Raw genomic sequence first — 15377 nt, forward strand, 5'->3', positions numbered from 1 at the left:
GGAACACTGGGTGGGTCTCAACGTCATGATCGGAATTGCGTTTACATGAAAAAGCAGGCTCTGGAAGACAGGCGGGAATCTCTGGGAAACACCGTGGCAGCGGGCATTCGACGCCTGCTGGTAGAAGGGGCGTTCACTCCCGGGCAGCGTCTGTCGGAAGTTGCGCTGTGTGAGCGGCTGGGCGTGTCGCGCAATACACTCCGGGAAGCCTTTCGCACGCTGGCCCATGAAGGTCTGGTCACGCATCAGCCGCATCGCGGTGTCTTCGTGACCAGCCCCGATGCCGCCTCCATTGTCGAGATCTACCGCCTGCGGCGCTTTATCGAATGCCGTGCGCTCAGCGAGGCCTGGCCCAGCCATCCGGCGGTAAGAGAGATGCGCGTCGCGGTGGATGAGGCGCACGCGCGCAGCGAGCAGCAGGACTGGCTGGCAGTGGGTACGGCCAACATGGCCTTTCATGGTGCCATCGTGGCGCTGGCGGACAGCCCTCGGCTGAACGGCTTTTTTCGCCAGATTCTGGCCGAGCTGCGTCTCGCCTTCGGGTTGATGTCCGACAAGGAGTGGCTGCATGCCCCTTATGTCGACATGAACCGGCAGGTGCTGGAGACCTTTGAAGCCAGTGATACAAAAGCGGCCGTGGCTCTGCTGGAGCAGTATCTGGCTCAGTCCGAACGGGTTGTGCTGGCCGCCTGGGAGCGTCAGGTTGCGACTTGAAGGCCTCGATGATCAAATGACAAAAGGCCCCGCCATGGCTGGCGGGGCCTTTTAACGTCGTTTTTATCGCCCTGAGCGGGCGATATTGGCCTCTCAGGCGCTGACGGTCTCGCCGGATTCGGCACGTGCTTTCTGGTTCGAGAAGTCGCTCAGGGCATGCCGGCCCGTGTTGATCGGGATCTGACGGGCGCGCTGCTGCTCGGGAACCACGCGCAGCAGGTCAACCATCAACAGGCCGTTTTCAAGCCTTGCGCCCTGGATCTCGATGTTTTCGTCAAGCCTGAAGGAGAGCCGGAACGCGCGTTTGGCGATGCCGCGATGCAGCCAGGTGACGCCTGACGTGCCACTGTCCTGCTCGCTGCGCCCGCCGGTAATGGTCAGTACGCGATTTTCGACGTTAACATCAAGCTCTTCCTCGGCGAATCCGGCCGTGGCCACCGCGATACGGTAGTCATTGTCGCCGTGCTTTTCGACGTTGTAGGGCGGATAGCTGGGTCCGTCGTTGTGAACGGCCTGCTCGAATAGATCATTCAGGCGATCAAAGCCGATGCTGCGACGAAAGAGTGGGGAAAGGGTCATGGCGTTCATAAAACCTCCTGATTAACAGCAAAGTTTGTCACTACCGTGAGTGGGTACTTGCAGACCTGCATGGGCAGCATCTGCGCTCGCGTTGGCAACTCTGAGTGAGCCTGTTATCGCGACATTATGGTAAATAGTGGCGTCCTGCGGCGTTTCAAGTCTTCCCTGAAAAAAATCCCTGTCAGCCGATTGCGCACCACTGTCAGGCAAAATAGGGTCGGCTCTTCAGGTTTCAACGGGTCAATACAAAAAAATTTTCAACCGGAGCAGGGCGTCCGGCACAGGCTTTTGATAGCGGTATGTTTAGTCTTTGTCGGGGGCTTCTTTTTTGTCGCCAGGCGTCGATAATCACGGGATTACGATCACTGGAAAACATCACATGAATCAGCCCCACATTCACGGCCCGAACTGTCAGCACGATCATGACCATCATGGACACGTCCACGGCCCCAATTGTAATCACGGCGCTCAGACACCGGTGCGCAACGCCTTGAAGGATGTGGGGCGCAATGACCCGTGTCCCTGTGGCAGCAACAAAAAGTTCAAGAAGTGTCACGGCGGCTAGCCGCCCGGCAAAAAGACAGGAATAAAAAAACCGGCGCCCGAGGGCGCCGGTTCGTTATCCAGCAGGGACGCAATGATCCCGGCGTTTAGAGGGTGCCGCCGAGCACTTCTTCTGCCGTGGTCTGACGGTTGTTGACCGAGCTGGTCCACTGGCCCCAGCCGTCGGCGCTGACGGTATCGCCGTTATTGCCCAGATTCTCGAGCCGCTTTTTGTCCTCATCGGTGAGGACCTGTTTGGCCAGCGGCGGGAGATGGGTGACATCGCCCACGTTCATGCCAAGCCCGTCGGCCACGCGGTGGCCGTAGTCGTCATGCACCATCCAGAAGTGCCACAGCATGCGCTCCTGCACGTCACGCTCGCACTGACCCAGCAGTTCCACCATATTGCCGGTCAGATCGTCACGCTCCCAGTCCATCATGGTGTTATAGCGACCGCGCGCCTGGACGTAATCGTTGCGACGCTCCAGCACACTGCGGGTCAGCGGGCCGCGCACTTCGGGCGCATTGTAGGGCTCTTCGCGCTCGGCTTCGTGCAGACCGTTGTGAATCGACGGCTCGAAGTTGATATGCGGATTCTGCTCCGAGGCATGATCGACGTGATAGGCCATCTGACCATCACGCTGATTGGTGGCCACCTTCGCATTTTTGGGCTGATTGACCGGCAGCTGCAGGTAGTTTGGCCCGATGCGATAGCGCTGGGTGTCAGAATAGGAAAACGTACGACCGACCAGCATCTTGTCGTCGGAGAAGTCCAGACCGTCGACCAGTACGCCGGTACCCATGGCGATCTGATCGTTTTCGGCAAAGAAGTTCTGCACGTTGCGGTTAAGCGTCATGACGCCAATCCTGCGCAGCGGGAACTGATCTTCCGGCCAGACCTTGGTGTCATCCAGCGGGTCCCAGTCGAGCTCGGGGTGATCGTGATCTTCCATCAGCTGCACGAAAACGTCCCACTTCGGGTAGTCACCGCGCTCGATGGCTTCGAACAGATCCTTCGAGGCCGACCCCAGATCCTGGCCCTGCACTTTGGCGGCTTCAGCCGCGGTGAGGCTTGCCACCCCGCACTGCGGATGGAAGTGGTACTTGACCAGTACCGTCTCGCCCCGGGCGTTGACCATCTTGTAGGTGTTGACCCCGAAGCCTTCCTGGTGACGATAGCTGGCCGGAATGCCGCGCGGGCTGAACAGATGCGTCAGCATGTTCATCGCCTCGGGCGTCTGGCTCATGAAATCGAAGATGCGGTTGGGTTCCTGACGGAAAGTGACCGGGTCGGGCTTGAGCGAGTGGATCACGTCCGGGAACTTGATCGCATCACGGATAAAGAACACGGGCAGGTTATTACCGACCAGGTCCCAGTTGCCGTCTTCGGTGTAGAACTTGACCGCAAAACCGCGCGGGTCACGGGCAGCTTCTGAAGAGTCACGACCGCCGATGACAGTTGAAAAGCGCAGCGCCAGGTCGGTCTTCTTGCCGGCGTCCTGAAAGAGTTTTGCACGTGTGTACTTCGAGGCCGGCTCGTCACCGATCATGCCGGTGGCTTCAAACTCGCCGTAGGCCAGAAAGCCGCGGGCATGGACCACGCGCTCGGGAATGCGCTCGCGGTCGAAATGACTGATCTTTTCCAGGAACTGATAGTTCTCAAGCGTTGCCGGGCCACGGCTGCCGACCGTGCGCTGCGACTGATTATTGCTGACGGGATGACCCTGCCGGTTGGTCAGCTCGTTGTGTTTATCTGCCATGCCATTCTCCTCTTTGGACATCCTGTCCGAATGGGGGTGTCAGGCGCCGGTCACGAGCGGCCCCGAACGCGAAAGATATCACGGTAACTTCATGGATTAGTCCTATCGTCCCGTAGAGGCCAGGGCTATGACGCCCAAAGAGAAGGTCGCATGCCAGAGGCATGTTTCACGTGAAACATCGTTGATGCTTAAGAGGTGGCATCACGTGCCCGCATCGAGCATGAACGGCACAGGTCGATTCGGCACAAAAGGGCACTATGGCGGCTCTCACAACAAAACAAGAGTACGCCTGATGCATGTGACGAGACTGTATTCCGGGGAGGATGGCGAGTCGCACTTCGAAGATCTGCAGATCGAGGTGGGTGGGGACGCCGAGATCGGCAAGCTGTCGGTGCGTATTCCGACCACCGGCCTCGTCTTTCGTGAAACCGCCGCCGATTACAATTATGGCTGGCACAACGCGCCGCAGCGTCAGTACATCCTGATGCTGGATGGCAGCGTGGACATCACCGTGGGCAGCGGGGAAACAAGGCGTTTGAACACCGGCGATATCCTGTTGTGTGAGGACACCACCGGGCGAGGCCATGTCAGCCGGGCGGTAGAAGGGAAGCCGCGTCGTTCGGTCTTTGTCACCCTGGAGTGATCCGTTGACGGCCCACGGTGCTGGTCAGTCTCAACCGTTACAGCGTCAGCACCAGCTGCGTCACAGCGTGAATGGTCAACCCGATCAGCCCCCCGACCAGTGTGCCGTTGATGCGGATGAACTGCAGGTCGTTACCGACATTCTTCTCGATCTGATCGACGATCTCGTCGCTATCGAGGCTATCCAGGTAGCGCTGGATGTAGGCGTCGATGCGCGGTCCGTTACGCTCGACCAGCGCCGGTAACAGCGTCACGGCCTGCTCGTTGAGCCATGCGCGGGCCGGGGCGTCGTGCTCGAGGGTGCGTGCGTAATACTCGATGAAATGCTCAAGCCAGGCACGTGACTGCGAGTCGACAGCGTCCAGGTCGCGGGCCAGCCAGTCCATCAGCTCTTCCCAGACGCCGGCGATATAGTCGCTGAGACGATTGTTGTCGAGAATGTCGTCGCGCAGCCGGTCCAGACGTTGTGCAAAAGAAGGATCGTGGCGCATGCGCTTGATGAACTCGGCAAACTGGCGATCCAGATGGTGACGCAGCGGGTGATCGGGGTCGTCGCTGACCTCACTGATCAACCTGGCGCTTTGCTCGACGATGCGCTCGTTGATCAGCCAGCCTGCCAGCCGGTGCATGCTGACCTCGCGCCCCATCACCCGCGGGTTGAACAGCTTGAAGACGGTGTCGGTAATGAAGTGCTTGACCCGTTCCTGATTGTCCTCGACCTCGAGCCAGCGTGAAAGCCTGGTCAGTGAATCATCCAGCAGCGCCTGATGGCGCCCCTCCGCGGCCAGCACGTTCAGCGCGCTGCCCATCAGCCGGGCCGTATTGATGCGGCCCAGATGGTGACGCAGGGTACGGGTAAGAAACTCCCGCGCGGCACTCTGGCGCACTGCCGACAGCGATGTGCTCATGGCCTGGGTCAATCGCTCGGCGGCCATGGCGCGCCGCTCGGGGCGTGACAGCCAGCTCACCAGCGCATTGGCCACGTCAAAGCGGCGAACGCTGTCGCGCACGTAGGCTTCGGACAGAAAGTTCTCGCGAATAAACTCCGAAAGACTCTTCCCCAGTCGCGCCCGGTTACGCGGGATGATCGCCGTGTGCGGAATTTTGAGCCCCAGCGGATGACGAAACAGCGCCGTGACCGCAAACCAGTCGGCGATGCCGCCGATCATGGCCGCCTCGGCAAAGGCGGAGACGTATTCCAGTGCCGGGAAACGGCCCTGAAACCAGGTGCTGATGACATACAATATCAGCGCGCCCAGCAGACACAGCGTAGCAATGCGGCGGCGGTTATGGAGTGGCGGGGGCAATCGGTCTCTCTCTTGTCTTGATAAGGGGGCATTACGGTACCAGCGTCGCTGTCAATATAAGTCAGTCAGGTCAAAACACCATGATACCTGCCTGCTATCTCTACCGGTTTCTGCGCTGATCCTCCGACATGAAAGACCTTGAAGCTATAAAATGGTCACTGGTAGACCGTTTTGAAGACCGTCCAGTGTCTATCGTGAAGCAGTCAATATGGCATTGAGGCCATCATTCCCGGGCCGAAGTAAAGTCTGTCACGACGTTATCGAGTGTCGAATTTCAATGAGACTGACCAACTGGAGCAGGCATGGAAAGGTCCCGAATCAGACAGGTCTCTCCCGTGGACCTCAATGTGTTGCTCACGGTCGTGCGCAAATCCAGTTTTGCAGCGGCGGCGGCAGAACTTGGCGTTTCCTCGGCCTATGTCAGTAAACGAATCCGGATGCTGGAAGAAGCGCTCAGGACACGCCTTCTGCATCGAACTACCCGCCGGATCACGCTAACCGAAGACGGTCAGCTGGCCTATCAATGGGCCATCCGTATCCTGTCGGATTTCGACACCATGTATGACGAGCTGTCTGCCTCCCACGAGCATCCGCATGGCAGTCTGCATATTTGCAGTACCTTCGGCTTCGGGCGCGACCATGTCGGCCCTGCTCTTTCCGCGTTGCATGACCTTTACCCCGATCTAAAGATACGCCTTGATCTTGTTGATCGTGTCGTTGACATCATCGGCGAAGGTTTCGATATGGAAATTCGAATCGGCAATGATCTTTCCGAGAATCTTATTGCTCGTCATCTGGCAAAAAACCACCGTATATTGTGCGCTTCTCCGGAATACTTAAAACGCCACGGTTCTCCGAAGGCCCTCAATGAACTCCTGCATCATGAGTGTATTATCCTGAAAGAGCGTAATAACTCCTTCGGACAATGGACGCTTTATCGTGAAGAAACACCTGAAAGTGTCAACGTTAGAGGGGCACTTTCTTCCAATAGTGGCTCCGTGGTTCTGCAGTGGGCACTCGACGGTCATGGCATTATTCTTCGCTCCCAGTGGGAAGTTGGCCAATGGGTCAAGGAGGGCAGGCTGGTTCATCTTTTGCCGCAGTATCAGCAGCCTGCTGATATCTGGGCCGTTTACCAGACCCGTTTAAGCCATTCGGCGAAGGTCAAGGTCTGCGTCGAGTTTCTGGAAAAGCATTTTCAGGCGCTGGTTTCTACACCAGCCTTGCAAGGTCGATAGTTGATCAAGTGGGCTTCTTTACTCCGCGATGGGCGAAAACATTACGCTCAAGGTCGAATTGTTTTTTTGATTATTGATATGAATTTAAATTTTTCGTAAAGGGTTGAATCACACTTCATGCGTTGATGATTTTCGGGGTTGGCGACAGCATTGTCAGAAGAAGTGCCGTTATTTGGTGCTGAACTTTTAATGCCATATCACACTGCCGCCAGCCTTATCGTATGAGGGTTCAATCATGTCGAGTACACCAGATCAGGATCTCCCGGGAAAAAACACGCTTGTTGCTGCCAGATGGCAACGTATCAATGGCGTTCCCTGGCCGATCTTTCTGGCCATTACCGTTATTCTTTGTGCCGCCATCGGGTTGGGGGTCCTGCCGGGCGGGCTGATCGGTAGTCTCATGGCGATGATCGTGCTGGGTGGCATACTGGGATTTATCGGCGACCGTCTGCCCATCGTGCGCAGTTATCTGGGCGGCGGTGTTCTGGTGGCCATCTTCGGGGCCGCGGCGCTGGTGTACTTTGGTGTTCTGCCCGAGCCTGTGGTTACCGATATTGATACCTTCATGAAATCGGGAGGGTTTCTCAATTTCTATATCGTGGCCCTGATTGCAGGCAGCATTCTGGGTATGGACTCCTCGGCGCTGAAAAAGATCGGCATTCGCTATTTCATTCCGATTCTGGGCGCGACGGCCGGCGCCATTGGTCTGGCAGCGCTGGTTGGCCTGTTGCTTGGTTATACTCTGCAGGACGCCGTACTGGTCATTGCCCTGCCGATCCTGGGGGGCGGAATGGGGGCCGGGGCGATCCCGATGAGCCAGGTCTACGAGCAGCTGCTGGGCCAGCCTGCCAGTTACTACATTTCGCTTCTGGTGCCGGCACTGGCGCTGGGCAATGTGTTTTCGATTATTCTGGCCAGCATTCTTGCTGCCATTTCCGATCGCATTCCGGGGATCAGCGGCAACGGGCAGATCATGCAGGGCGTCACGATCAAGGAGAGGGTGCAGGAACTCAGCGTGCGCATGCTGGGGATTGGCCTTTTGACCTCGATCAGCTTTTACGTGGCCGGCGAAGTGCTGGGCAGCTTTATCCCGCTTCACCCTTACGCGATCATGATTATCCTGGTGGCGCTGTGCAAGATTTTCGGCTGGGTCCCCGAGATCATCAACGACGCCTGTGCGCAGTGGTTTGGCTTTATTGCCGCCAACCTGACCCTGGCGCAGCTTTTTGGTATCGGGATTGCCTACACCGATCTTGATACGGTTATCCAGGCCCTGAGCATCAATTACGTTTTGATCACTCTGGCAGTGGTCAGTGGGGCGGCCCTGGGGGCAGGACTGGTCGGCAAGCTGGTGGGCTTTTATCCGGTTGAGTCCTCGATCACGGCCGGTCTTTGCATGGCCAACATGGGCGGGACCGGTGATGTTGCCGTTCTTTCTGCCGCCAGACGCATGCAGCTGATGCCGTTTGCTCAGATCAGTTCGCGGCTGGGCGGGGCATTCATTCTGCTGCTCTCGGGTGTGATGGTGGCCCTGCTGGCCTGACCGAGGCGGTGACGTCAGTCATTGATCCACTGTGATATGACCACAAAAAACCCGGGAAAGAGGCTCGTGGCCACTTCCCCGGGTTTTGCGCTTTCAATGCAGGTCGATCAGGGCGAGGAGGCTATTTCAGCCAGGGATTTTGTGCCAGATGGCGCTGTTCAAACGCCATGATCTGCGCCTGTCGTTCAAGCGTTGTGCCGATGGCATCCAGACCGCGCATCAGCGCATCACGCTTTAGCGTATCGACTTGGAAGGGCACCGCATCAGCGTTTTCAAGCGCGATGATTTGCTGCTCGAGATCAACGGTGATCTGGTTGCGCTCGGGGTTGCTGATGACATCTGCCAGCTGTTGATGCCTTTCAGGGTCCAGCTTGATGGTGAGCACGCCATTGCGCTGGCAGTTGTCATAGAAGATGCCGGCAAAGGTTGTGCCGATCAGCGCCCGTATCCCCAGTTGCTGAAGCCCCCATACAGCGTGCTCACGACTTGAGCCACAGCCAAAATTGGGGCCAACAACCAGAAACCGGCTTCCCTGCCAGGCCGGCTGGTTGAGAATGAAGCTCGGGTCTGGCGTGCCATCCTCCTGAAATCTCAATCCATGGAAAAGACCGCGGTCGAGCCCCTGGCGGTCGATGCCCTTGAGAAACTGCTTGGGCATGATCACGTCAGTATCGATATTGGCGGCCAGCATGGGCGCTGCTGTACCGGTCACGGAAATAAAGGGTTCCATTCAAGCCTCCTCGGTCATTTCGCGGATATCGGTAAGGTGTCCCTTGATGGCTGCTGCAGCGACCATGACCGGGCTCATTAGATGGGTGCGCGCGCCGGCGCCCTGACGCCCTTCAAAGTTTCGGTTGGTACTGGAGGCGCAGCGATCGCCCGGCTCAAGCACGTCATCATTCATGGCCAGACACATCGAGCAGCCTGACTGTCGCCATTCAAAGCCGGCGCGAATGAAGATGTCAGCCAAACCCTCAGCCTCAGCCTGGTCACGCACTGCAGTCGAGCCGGGAACGATGATGGCTCGGACGTGTTCCGCGACCTTTCGGTCTCCGACCATGTCGGCGGCCGCCCGAAGATCCTCGATTCGCGCATTGGTGCAGGAACCAATAAAGGCGTGACTGATGCGAATATCGGTCAGCGGCGTCCCGGGTGTCAGTCCCATGTAGTACAGGGCGCGCTCGACATCCCGGCGCTGTGAGGGGGTGTCGTAGCTTTCGGGGCCAGGCACCGTATCGCTGATAGAGGCGGCCTGATCGGGGCTGGTGCCCCAGGTGACCATCGGTGCCAGGTCGCTGCTGTCGAGGACCAGATCCATGTCAAAGACCGCGTCCTCGTCGCTTTTGAGATCCTGCCAGCGTGCCAGCGCCTGCTCGCGCAGCTCGCCGGACGGCGCTCTTTCACGGCCCTTCAGATAGTCATACACCTTGTCATCGGGGGCCATGAAGGCGCCGCGTGCGCCGGCCTCGACGGCCATGTTGCAGATCGTCATACGGGCTTCCACGCTCAGCGCGCCAATGCCCGGCCCTGCAAATTCGATGGCGTAGCCCGTGGCGCCGGAGGCGCCGATACGGCGAATCAGTGCCATGATGATGTCCTTGGAAGACATGCCCCTGGCCAGCGTACCTTCCACCGTGACCCGCATGGTGTTCAACCGCTTGTAGACCAGTGTCTGGGTGGCCAGCAGGTGTTCTATCTCGGAGGTACCGATGCCAAATCCGAAAGCGCCCAGTGCCCCGTAGGTTGTGGTATGGCTGTCACCTGCCGCAATGACCATGCCTGGAAGAATGAAGCCCTGTTCGGGAGCAACCACATGCTCAATGCCCTGGCGCTTGTCGAGAACATCAAACAGCTCGATGCCAAAGTCATGGCAGTTTTCCCCGAAGTAGCTGACCTGACGCGCGCCACCGGGATCATTGATCAGGGCAATCCGGTTGGGCGCCGTCGGGTTGACGTGATCCACAACGGCCAGTGACGTTGACGGGCGCCAGACCTTGCGCTGTTTTTCTCTCAGGCCACTGAAGGCCTGAGGGCTGGTGTATTCGTTGAGTACCTGACGATCGATATAGAGCAGTACGTGACCATCGTCATCAAGCTGACACACGGTATGAGAGTCGATGTGTTTGTCATATAACGTTTTGCCGGTTGTCATGGTTACTCGCTCATCAGGATAAAAACGGCGCCATGTTTGAGATGTCGTTGCAAGACTCTCGTTTATGGGTATGGCTGGCGCACCGTGATGATATTAAAGTTGTCTGATGGGGCATCAATGGCTCATCCGTAAGAGCTTGGTTCATGAATCGTGTCCAGTTGGGCGTATTCATCGCGCAATGAGCCGACAGCAGACATCATGGTGGCCCTTCCTGTCGTCGGCACCGAAGGCGCCGGCTCACGGGGCCACAAGATTTCAGACCACGACAAGAAGAGACGCCATGACCGAGACATCGGATAACCGCACAACACGCCCTGCTCAACACGAGCCGATCCTGACGTTTCGCCTTGGCGCGTTGGGCGCTGCCGTGCCGCTGATCTTTTTTGTCGGCTGGGCAATCATTACCAGCGTGCTGGGGCTCTCCTCCGAGATCGGCCTGGTCATGGGCGCTCTGTTTGGTCTGACGCTGGGGCTTTTATTCTGCAAAAGCCGCTGGGAACACTACGCGCAGGGGCTTTTCGACGGTATGGCACAGCCCATCGGCGTTATCGCCGTGGTGGCCTGGTTTTATGCCGGGATGCTGGCGCAGGTGCTGCAGACCGGCGGGCTGGTGGAAGGGCTGGTCTGGCTGGGCGGCGTCTCGGGGGCCACCGGCGGCGCCTTTGTGGGCCTGACCTTTGTGCTGGCGGCGGTCTTCTCCACCGCGGTCGGCACCGGTTACGGTACCACGGTGGCGTTTTCTACCCTGATGTACCCGGCCGGCGTGGCGCTGGGGTGTGACCCGGTGGTGTTGTTCGGGGCCATCCTGGCCGGCGCTATCTTCGGGGATAACCTGGCGCCGGTGTCGGACACCACCATTGTCTCGGCCACCACCCAGGAGGCGGACGTTCCCGGGGTGGTGAAAAGCCGCTTCAAGTACTCGATCATGGCGGCGGTGCCGTCACTGGTGCTGTTCGTTTTGCTGGGCAATGCCAGCAGTGATGTCGGCGGCAATCAGGACGCATTGAATGCAATGATGGCGCAGACCGATCCAACCGGGCTTTTGATGCTGATTCCCTTTGCGCTGGTGCTTTTACTGGCTCTGCGCGGCCATCACCTGATCACCTCTTTGACCTGGGGGATCGTTCTGGCCGCGATCATGATCGTGGCGTCAGGTCTGGCCGCCCCGGGCGAGATCATGGCCTTTGATCCGGACAGCGACACCGTGGTGACCGGGGCTCTGGTCGATGGCGTCAGCGGCTATGTCAACATGGCGATTTTGATCCTGTTGATTGTCGCGACTGCCCATCTGCTCAAACTCGGCGGCACCATGAGCGCCGTCACAAAAGGGCTGATGCGCTGGATTGGCGATTCCGTACGCCGAGCGGAGCTGGCCATCTGGGGGATCGTGGCGCTGTTGAACTCGGCGATCACCATCAATACCGCCGCCGAGATTGCCGCCGCACCGTTCGTGCGCGAGCTGGGCAAAAAGTACCGTATTCACCGCTATCGTCGTGCCAACATGCTCGATGCCGTGACCTCTGCGCTGGGCTATATCTTCCCTTGGGGCGCGCCGGTCCTGCTGGGCTGGGCCACGATTACCTCGATGCAAGGCCAGTATGACTGGCTGCCGATTGTTGCGCCCACCGATGTCTTCCCGTTTGTCTTCCACGGCTGGTTTTTGCTTTTGATCATGCTGTTTGCCGCGGCCACCGGCTGGGGCCTGCATTTCGAGGATCCTGAGGAAGCCGCAGCGGGCGTTACGGCGCAGTAACGATCAAGGCCATGGTACGATAACGCTGGCAATCGGGGCGCAAATCCCCTATGTTGGCGCTCCTCTTCGCACGGGCAGGCCGTCGGTCTGCCTCCGTCATTGAAATTCCCCCTGCGCTGTCACGGCGCTGTCGCTCTCGCGAAGAAGACGCCAGTATCCGATAGCGCCATGAGACAACCTGTCGATGTCATTTTCCCAACTTGGGCTGTCGCCCGAGCTTTTGCGCGCTCTCGAAGATGCTGGTTACCAGACACCTTCCCCCATTCAATCAAAAGCCATTCCGGCCTGCCTTGAAGGTCGCGATGTTCTGGCGGCGGCTCAGACCGGTACCGGCAAGACTGCAGGCTTCACCCTGCCGATTCTGGAGCGTCTGTCGCGTCAGCGTTTTGAATCCAGGCGTCCGGTTCGGGCACTGATTCTGACCCCGACCCGCGAGCTGGCCGCCCAGATCGGGGAGTCGGTCGAGAAATACGGCGTGCACCTGCGTCCGCGTCTGAAAAGCGATGTGGTCTACGGCGGCGTCAAGGTCAACCCGCAGATCGCGCGTCTGCGTGATGGCGTGGATATCCTGGTGGCCTGCCCGGGTCGACTGCTGGACCTGGTCAATCAAAAGGCCGTGCGTCTGGATCAGGTCGAAACCCTGGTGCTTGATGAAGCCGACCGCATGCTGGACATGGGCTTTATCCACGACATCAAGAAAATCCTGCGTCTGGTGCCCAGAAAGCGTCAGAACCTGCTGTTCTCCGCGACCTTCTCAAAAGAGATCCGCGAGCTGGCCGGCACGCTGCTGGACAACCCGGTCAGCATCGATGTGGCCCCGCGCAACACCGCGGCCGAAAGCGTCGATCAATCGATCTATATGGTTGAAAAGCCCCAGCGCATGGCACTTTTGACCCATCTAATCACCCATCATCAGTGGTCTCAGGCGCTGGTCTTTACGGCCACCAAGCACATGGCCAACCGAGTGACGCAGCATTTGCAAAAGGCCGGCATTACGGCGGCGGCCATTCATGGCAACAAGAGCCAGAATGCCCGAACTGCCGCGCTTTCCGGCTTCAAAAACGGCGAAGTGCAGGTGATGGTGGCGACCGATGTGGCCGCGCGCGGTATCGATATTTCCGAGCTGCCCAACGTGGTGAACTTCGAGCTGCCCAAGACGCCCTCCGACTACGTGCACCGCATCGGTCGTACCGGTCGTGCCGGTGCCAGCGGCCAGGCGGTCTCGCTGGTGATGCCCGATGAGCGCAGCCAGCTCAAGCAGATCGAGAAGCTGATCGGTCGTGCCATTCCGGTGGCCACTGCCGAGGGCTTTGACTTTACGCGTGCCGTGCCGGAAACGCCGGATGAACGGGAGCAGCGTCCGGGCGGCGGCCAGCGTCGTCAGGGCAGTGGCCCGTCGCGCAACAATGGCGGTGGCGCCCGCAACGGTGGCGGTGCCGGTCGCAGTAGCTCGGGCAATCGCTCGCGCAGCGGTGGTAACGGTGGTAATGGCGGCAACAGTAATGAACAGGCTCGCCCTGCGCGCCGTCGTCGCAGTGCGCCGCGCTCGGCAGACAACAGCGGTAACCGCTGATCACGCGTTATAGACATCAGTAGGGTGTGATCACAACCGTCTGCTCAGGCAGGCGGTTTTTTTATGCCTGTCTGGCGGTGGACGCCCAGAGCGGGCACTGGCATTGTCGCAGGCCTTCATTAAGCGATTCATCACAGAGGCTTACAAACATGCGTGCAGAAGGTCATTCGGGCGTGCTGACCCATGAACAGCAGGCGCGTCGCGCAGCGCTGGGCAGTTTTGTCGGTGCTGTGGTCGACTGGTATGACTTTTTGCTTTACGGCATCGTGGCGGCGCTGGTGTTCAATGGCCAGTTCTTTCCCAACGTGAGTCCGGCGGCCGGCACGCTGGCGGCGTTGGCCACCTTTGGCGTGGGCTTTCTGTTCCGCCCGCTGGGGGGCATCGTGTTCGGTCACTTCGGCGACCGACTCGGTCGCAAGCGCATGCTGGTGCTGACGGTCATGTTGATGGGCGTTTCCACTGCACTGATCGGACTGCTGCCGACCTATGCCAGCATCGGTGTCTGGGCGCCGATACTGCTGGTGGTGCTGCGGGCGTTACAGGGCTTTGCCGTAGGCGGTGAGTGGGGCGGTGCGGCGCTGATGGCGGTCGAGAGCGCGCCGCGTCATCGGCGTGCGTTTTACAGCAGCGGTGTACAGGTCGGCTATGGTGTGGGGCTGATTCTGGCCACCGGCAGCGTGTCACTGTTGAGTCACTTTCTCGATGATGCGGCCTTTCAGAGCTGGGGCTGGCGACTGCCGTTTGTCTTCTCGATTGTGCTGGTCGCGATTGCCTTTTGGGTGCGCGCAGGGCTTGAGGAGTCTCCCGAGTTCAGGGAAAACGTTGAGGGAAGGGGGCAGACGCCTTCCCGCCCGCCGGTGCTTGAGGCGTTGAGCCGTCATCCAAAAGCGTTTTTGCAGATCATTGCGCTGCGACTGGCCGAGCTTTTCACGATGTACATCGTGACCACCTTCGCGCTGAGCTATTCCACCAGTTATCTGGGGCTCTCACGCGAGCTCTTTCTCAACATCGGGCTGCTGGTGGGTGCCATCAGCTGCGTGACCATTCCACTGTTTGCGCTGCTGGCCGACCGTTTTGGTCGGCGACGCATCTATGTGGTCGGGGCCGTGGTCGGCGTGCTGTGTGCCTTTCCCTTTTTCATGGCGCTGGAAGCTCGTTCGGTGGTCTGGATCGTCTTTTTTGCCGTCATGCTGGCCAATCTGGCCCACGACATGGTGGTCAGCGTGCAGCAGCCGATGTTTGCCGAGCTGTTCGGAACGGCCTATCGCTATAGCGGTGCGGGGGTGGGCTATCAGGTGGCGAGTGTGGTGGGCGGCGGGTTTACGCCGTTCATTGCCGCAGCACTTGTGAGCATGGCCGGCGGCAGCTGGCTGCCGGTAGCATTCTATCTGGCCGTGGGCTGCGCGCTTTCAGCCCTGGGCGTGATGAGCATTCAGCGCCACCGTGCTGATTGACGGCCCGCCCGGCATGACGGGCGACAGGGCCGCGTGGTGCGACTACGCTTGAGTGTGATGCCACAAGATGGCCCTTTCATGTCGCCATTTCTGGCAACCGATATCTTTTACCGGGTTAA

At 59.1% G+C, this 15377-nt stretch carries 13 protein-coding genes; 8 read left to right on the forward strand and 5 right to left on the reverse strand.

All coding sequences use genetic code 11. From position 1 onward, the window contains the following. The first annotated feature begins 45 nt into the window (after nucleotides 1–45). Nucleotides 46–714, forward strand: a complete 669-nt coding sequence (locus KSP9073_RS02740) for a GntR family transcriptional regulator (RefSeq protein WP_108841410.1) — start codon at nucleotides 46–48, stop codon at nucleotides 712–714. Nucleotides 715–807: 93 nt separating this feature from the next. On the opposite strand, the gene KSP9073_RS02745 is transcribed toward KSP9073_RS02740, so the two are convergent. Then, nucleotides 808–1302, reverse strand: coding sequence for an Hsp20 family protein (locus KSP9073_RS02745; protein WP_108841411.1), 495 nt, complete (start codon nucleotides 1300–1302; stop codon nucleotides 808–810). Between the two features lie 370 nt (nucleotides 1303–1672). Between KSP9073_RS02745 and KSP9073_RS02750 the strand changes: the two genes are divergently transcribed. Further along, nucleotides 1673–1858, forward strand: coding sequence for an SEC-C metal-binding domain-containing protein (locus KSP9073_RS02750; RefSeq protein WP_108841412.1), 186 nt, complete (start codon nucleotides 1673–1675; stop codon nucleotides 1856–1858). An 85-nt stretch (nucleotides 1859–1943) separates the two neighbouring features. Here the strand turns inward: KSP9073_RS02750 and KSP9073_RS02755 are convergent, their stop codons facing one another. Continuing rightward, nucleotides 1944–3596: a catalase gene (locus tag KSP9073_RS02755; protein WP_243409083.1), complete on the reverse strand. Its 1653-nt coding sequence runs from the start codon at nucleotides 3594–3596 to the stop codon at nucleotides 1944–1946. Nucleotides 3597–3888: 292 nt separating this feature from the next. Between KSP9073_RS02755 and KSP9073_RS02760 the strand changes: the two genes are divergently transcribed. Next, the gene (locus KSP9073_RS02760) at nucleotides 3889–4239 is read left to right on the forward strand and encodes a cupin domain-containing protein (protein ID WP_108841414.1); all 351 of its coding nucleotides are present in this window, start codon (nucleotides 3889–3891) and stop codon (nucleotides 4237–4239) included. Between the two features lie 37 nt (nucleotides 4240–4276). Here KSP9073_RS02760 and KSP9073_RS02765 read toward each other — a convergent pair whose 3' ends face one another. Then, nucleotides 4277–5545 carry a DUF445 domain-containing protein gene (locus KSP9073_RS02765; protein WP_108841415.1) on the reverse strand — a complete coding sequence of 423 codons (1269 nt, stop codon included), beginning with the start codon at nucleotides 5543–5545 and terminating at the stop codon, nucleotides 4277–4279. 335 nt (nucleotides 5546–5880) lie between these two features. On the opposite strand from KSP9073_RS02765, the gene KSP9073_RS02770 reads away from it, so the two are divergent. Both KSP9073_RS02770 and KSP9073_RS02775 read left to right on the forward strand, forming a co-directional pair. After that, nucleotides 5881–6783: a LysR substrate-binding domain-containing protein gene (locus tag KSP9073_RS02770; protein ID WP_243409084.1), complete on the forward strand. Its 903-nt coding sequence runs from the start codon at nucleotides 5881–5883 to the stop codon at nucleotides 6781–6783. Between the two features lie 235 nt (nucleotides 6784–7018). Continuing rightward, nucleotides 7019–8326 (forward strand): 2-hydroxycarboxylate transporter family protein, encoded by a 1308-nt coding sequence (locus KSP9073_RS02775; protein ID WP_108841417.1) that lies wholly within the window; start codon nucleotides 7019–7021, stop codon nucleotides 8324–8326. A gap of 121 nt (nucleotides 8327–8447) precedes the next feature. Here KSP9073_RS02775 and leuD read toward each other — a convergent pair whose 3' ends face one another. Both leuD and leuC read right to left on the reverse strand, forming a co-directional pair. Then, complete coding sequence (leuD, locus tag KSP9073_RS02780) at nucleotides 8448–9056, reverse strand: 3-isopropylmalate dehydratase small subunit (protein WP_108841418.1); 609 nt, start codon at nucleotides 9054–9056, stop codon at nucleotides 8448–8450. Then, nucleotides 9057–10478, reverse strand: a complete 1422-nt coding sequence (leuC, locus tag KSP9073_RS02785) for a 3-isopropylmalate dehydratase large subunit (protein ID WP_108841419.1) — start codon at nucleotides 10476–10478, stop codon at nucleotides 9057–9059. A gap of 280 nt (nucleotides 10479–10758) precedes the next feature. Here leuC and KSP9073_RS02790 point away from each other — a divergent pair, with 280 nt between their 5' ends. From KSP9073_RS02790 to shiA, 3 genes are all read left to right on the forward strand, one after another. Beyond that, the gene (locus KSP9073_RS02790; RefSeq protein WP_108841420.1) at nucleotides 10759–12231 is read left to right on the forward strand and encodes a Na+/H+ antiporter NhaC family protein; all 1473 of its coding nucleotides are present in this window, start codon (nucleotides 10759–10761) and stop codon (nucleotides 12229–12231) included. Between the two features lie 184 nt (nucleotides 12232–12415). Then, nucleotides 12416–13804 (forward strand): DEAD/DEAH box helicase, encoded by a 1389-nt coding sequence (locus tag KSP9073_RS02795; protein ID WP_108841421.1) that lies wholly within the window; start codon nucleotides 12416–12418, stop codon nucleotides 13802–13804. A 149-nt stretch (nucleotides 13805–13953) separates the two neighbouring features. Next, the gene (shiA, locus tag KSP9073_RS02800) at nucleotides 13954–15258 is read left to right on the forward strand and encodes a shikimate transporter (RefSeq protein WP_108841422.1); all 1305 of its coding nucleotides are present in this window, start codon (nucleotides 13954–13956) and stop codon (nucleotides 15256–15258) included. The last annotated feature ends 119 nt before the right edge of the window (nucleotides 15259–15377 follow it).

Source organism: Kushneria phyllosphaerae (genome assembly GCF_900312995.1).
Classification (GTDB): Bacteria; Pseudomonadota; Gammaproteobacteria; order Pseudomonadales; family Halomonadaceae; genus Kushneria; species Kushneria phyllosphaerae.

Bases quoted from the DNA above. Each gene is read 5' to 3' on its own strand.
- KSP9073_RS02740 (WP_108841410.1), top strand. From the start codon at position 46: ATGAAAAAGCAGGCTCTGGAAGACAGGCGGGAATCTCTGGGAAACACC.
- KSP9073_RS02745 (WP_108841411.1), bottom strand. From the start codon at position 1,302: ATGAACGCCATGACCCTTTCCCCACTCTTTCGTCGCAGCATCGGCTTT.
- KSP9073_RS02750 (WP_108841412.1), top strand. From the start codon at position 1,673: ATGAATCAGCCCCACATTCACGGCCCGAACTGTCAGCACGATCATGAC.
- KSP9073_RS02755 (WP_243409083.1), bottom strand. From the start codon at position 3,596: ATGGCAGATAAACACAACGAGCTGACCAACCGGCAGGGTCATCCCGTC.
- KSP9073_RS02760 (WP_108841414.1), top strand. From the start codon at position 3,889: ATGCATGTGACGAGACTGTATTCCGGGGAGGATGGCGAGTCGCACTTC.
- KSP9073_RS02775 (WP_108841417.1), top strand. From the start codon at position 7,019: ATGTCGAGTACACCAGATCAGGATCTCCCGGGAAAAAACACGCTTGTT.
- leuD (WP_108841418.1), bottom strand. From the start codon at position 9,056: ATGGAACCCTTTATTTCCGTGACCGGTACAGCAGCGCCCATGCTGGCC.
- leuC (WP_108841419.1), bottom strand. From the start codon at position 10,478: ATGACAACCGGCAAAACGTTATATGACAAACACATCGACTCTCATACC.
- KSP9073_RS02790 (WP_108841420.1), top strand. From the start codon at position 10,759: ATGACCGAGACATCGGATAACCGCACAACACGCCCTGCTCAACACGAG.
- KSP9073_RS02795 (WP_108841421.1), top strand. From the start codon at position 12,416: ATGTCATTTTCCCAACTTGGGCTGTCGCCCGAGCTTTTGCGCGCTCTC.
- shiA (WP_108841422.1), top strand. From the start codon at position 13,954: ATGCGTGCAGAAGGTCATTCGGGCGTGCTGACCCATGAACAGCAGGCG.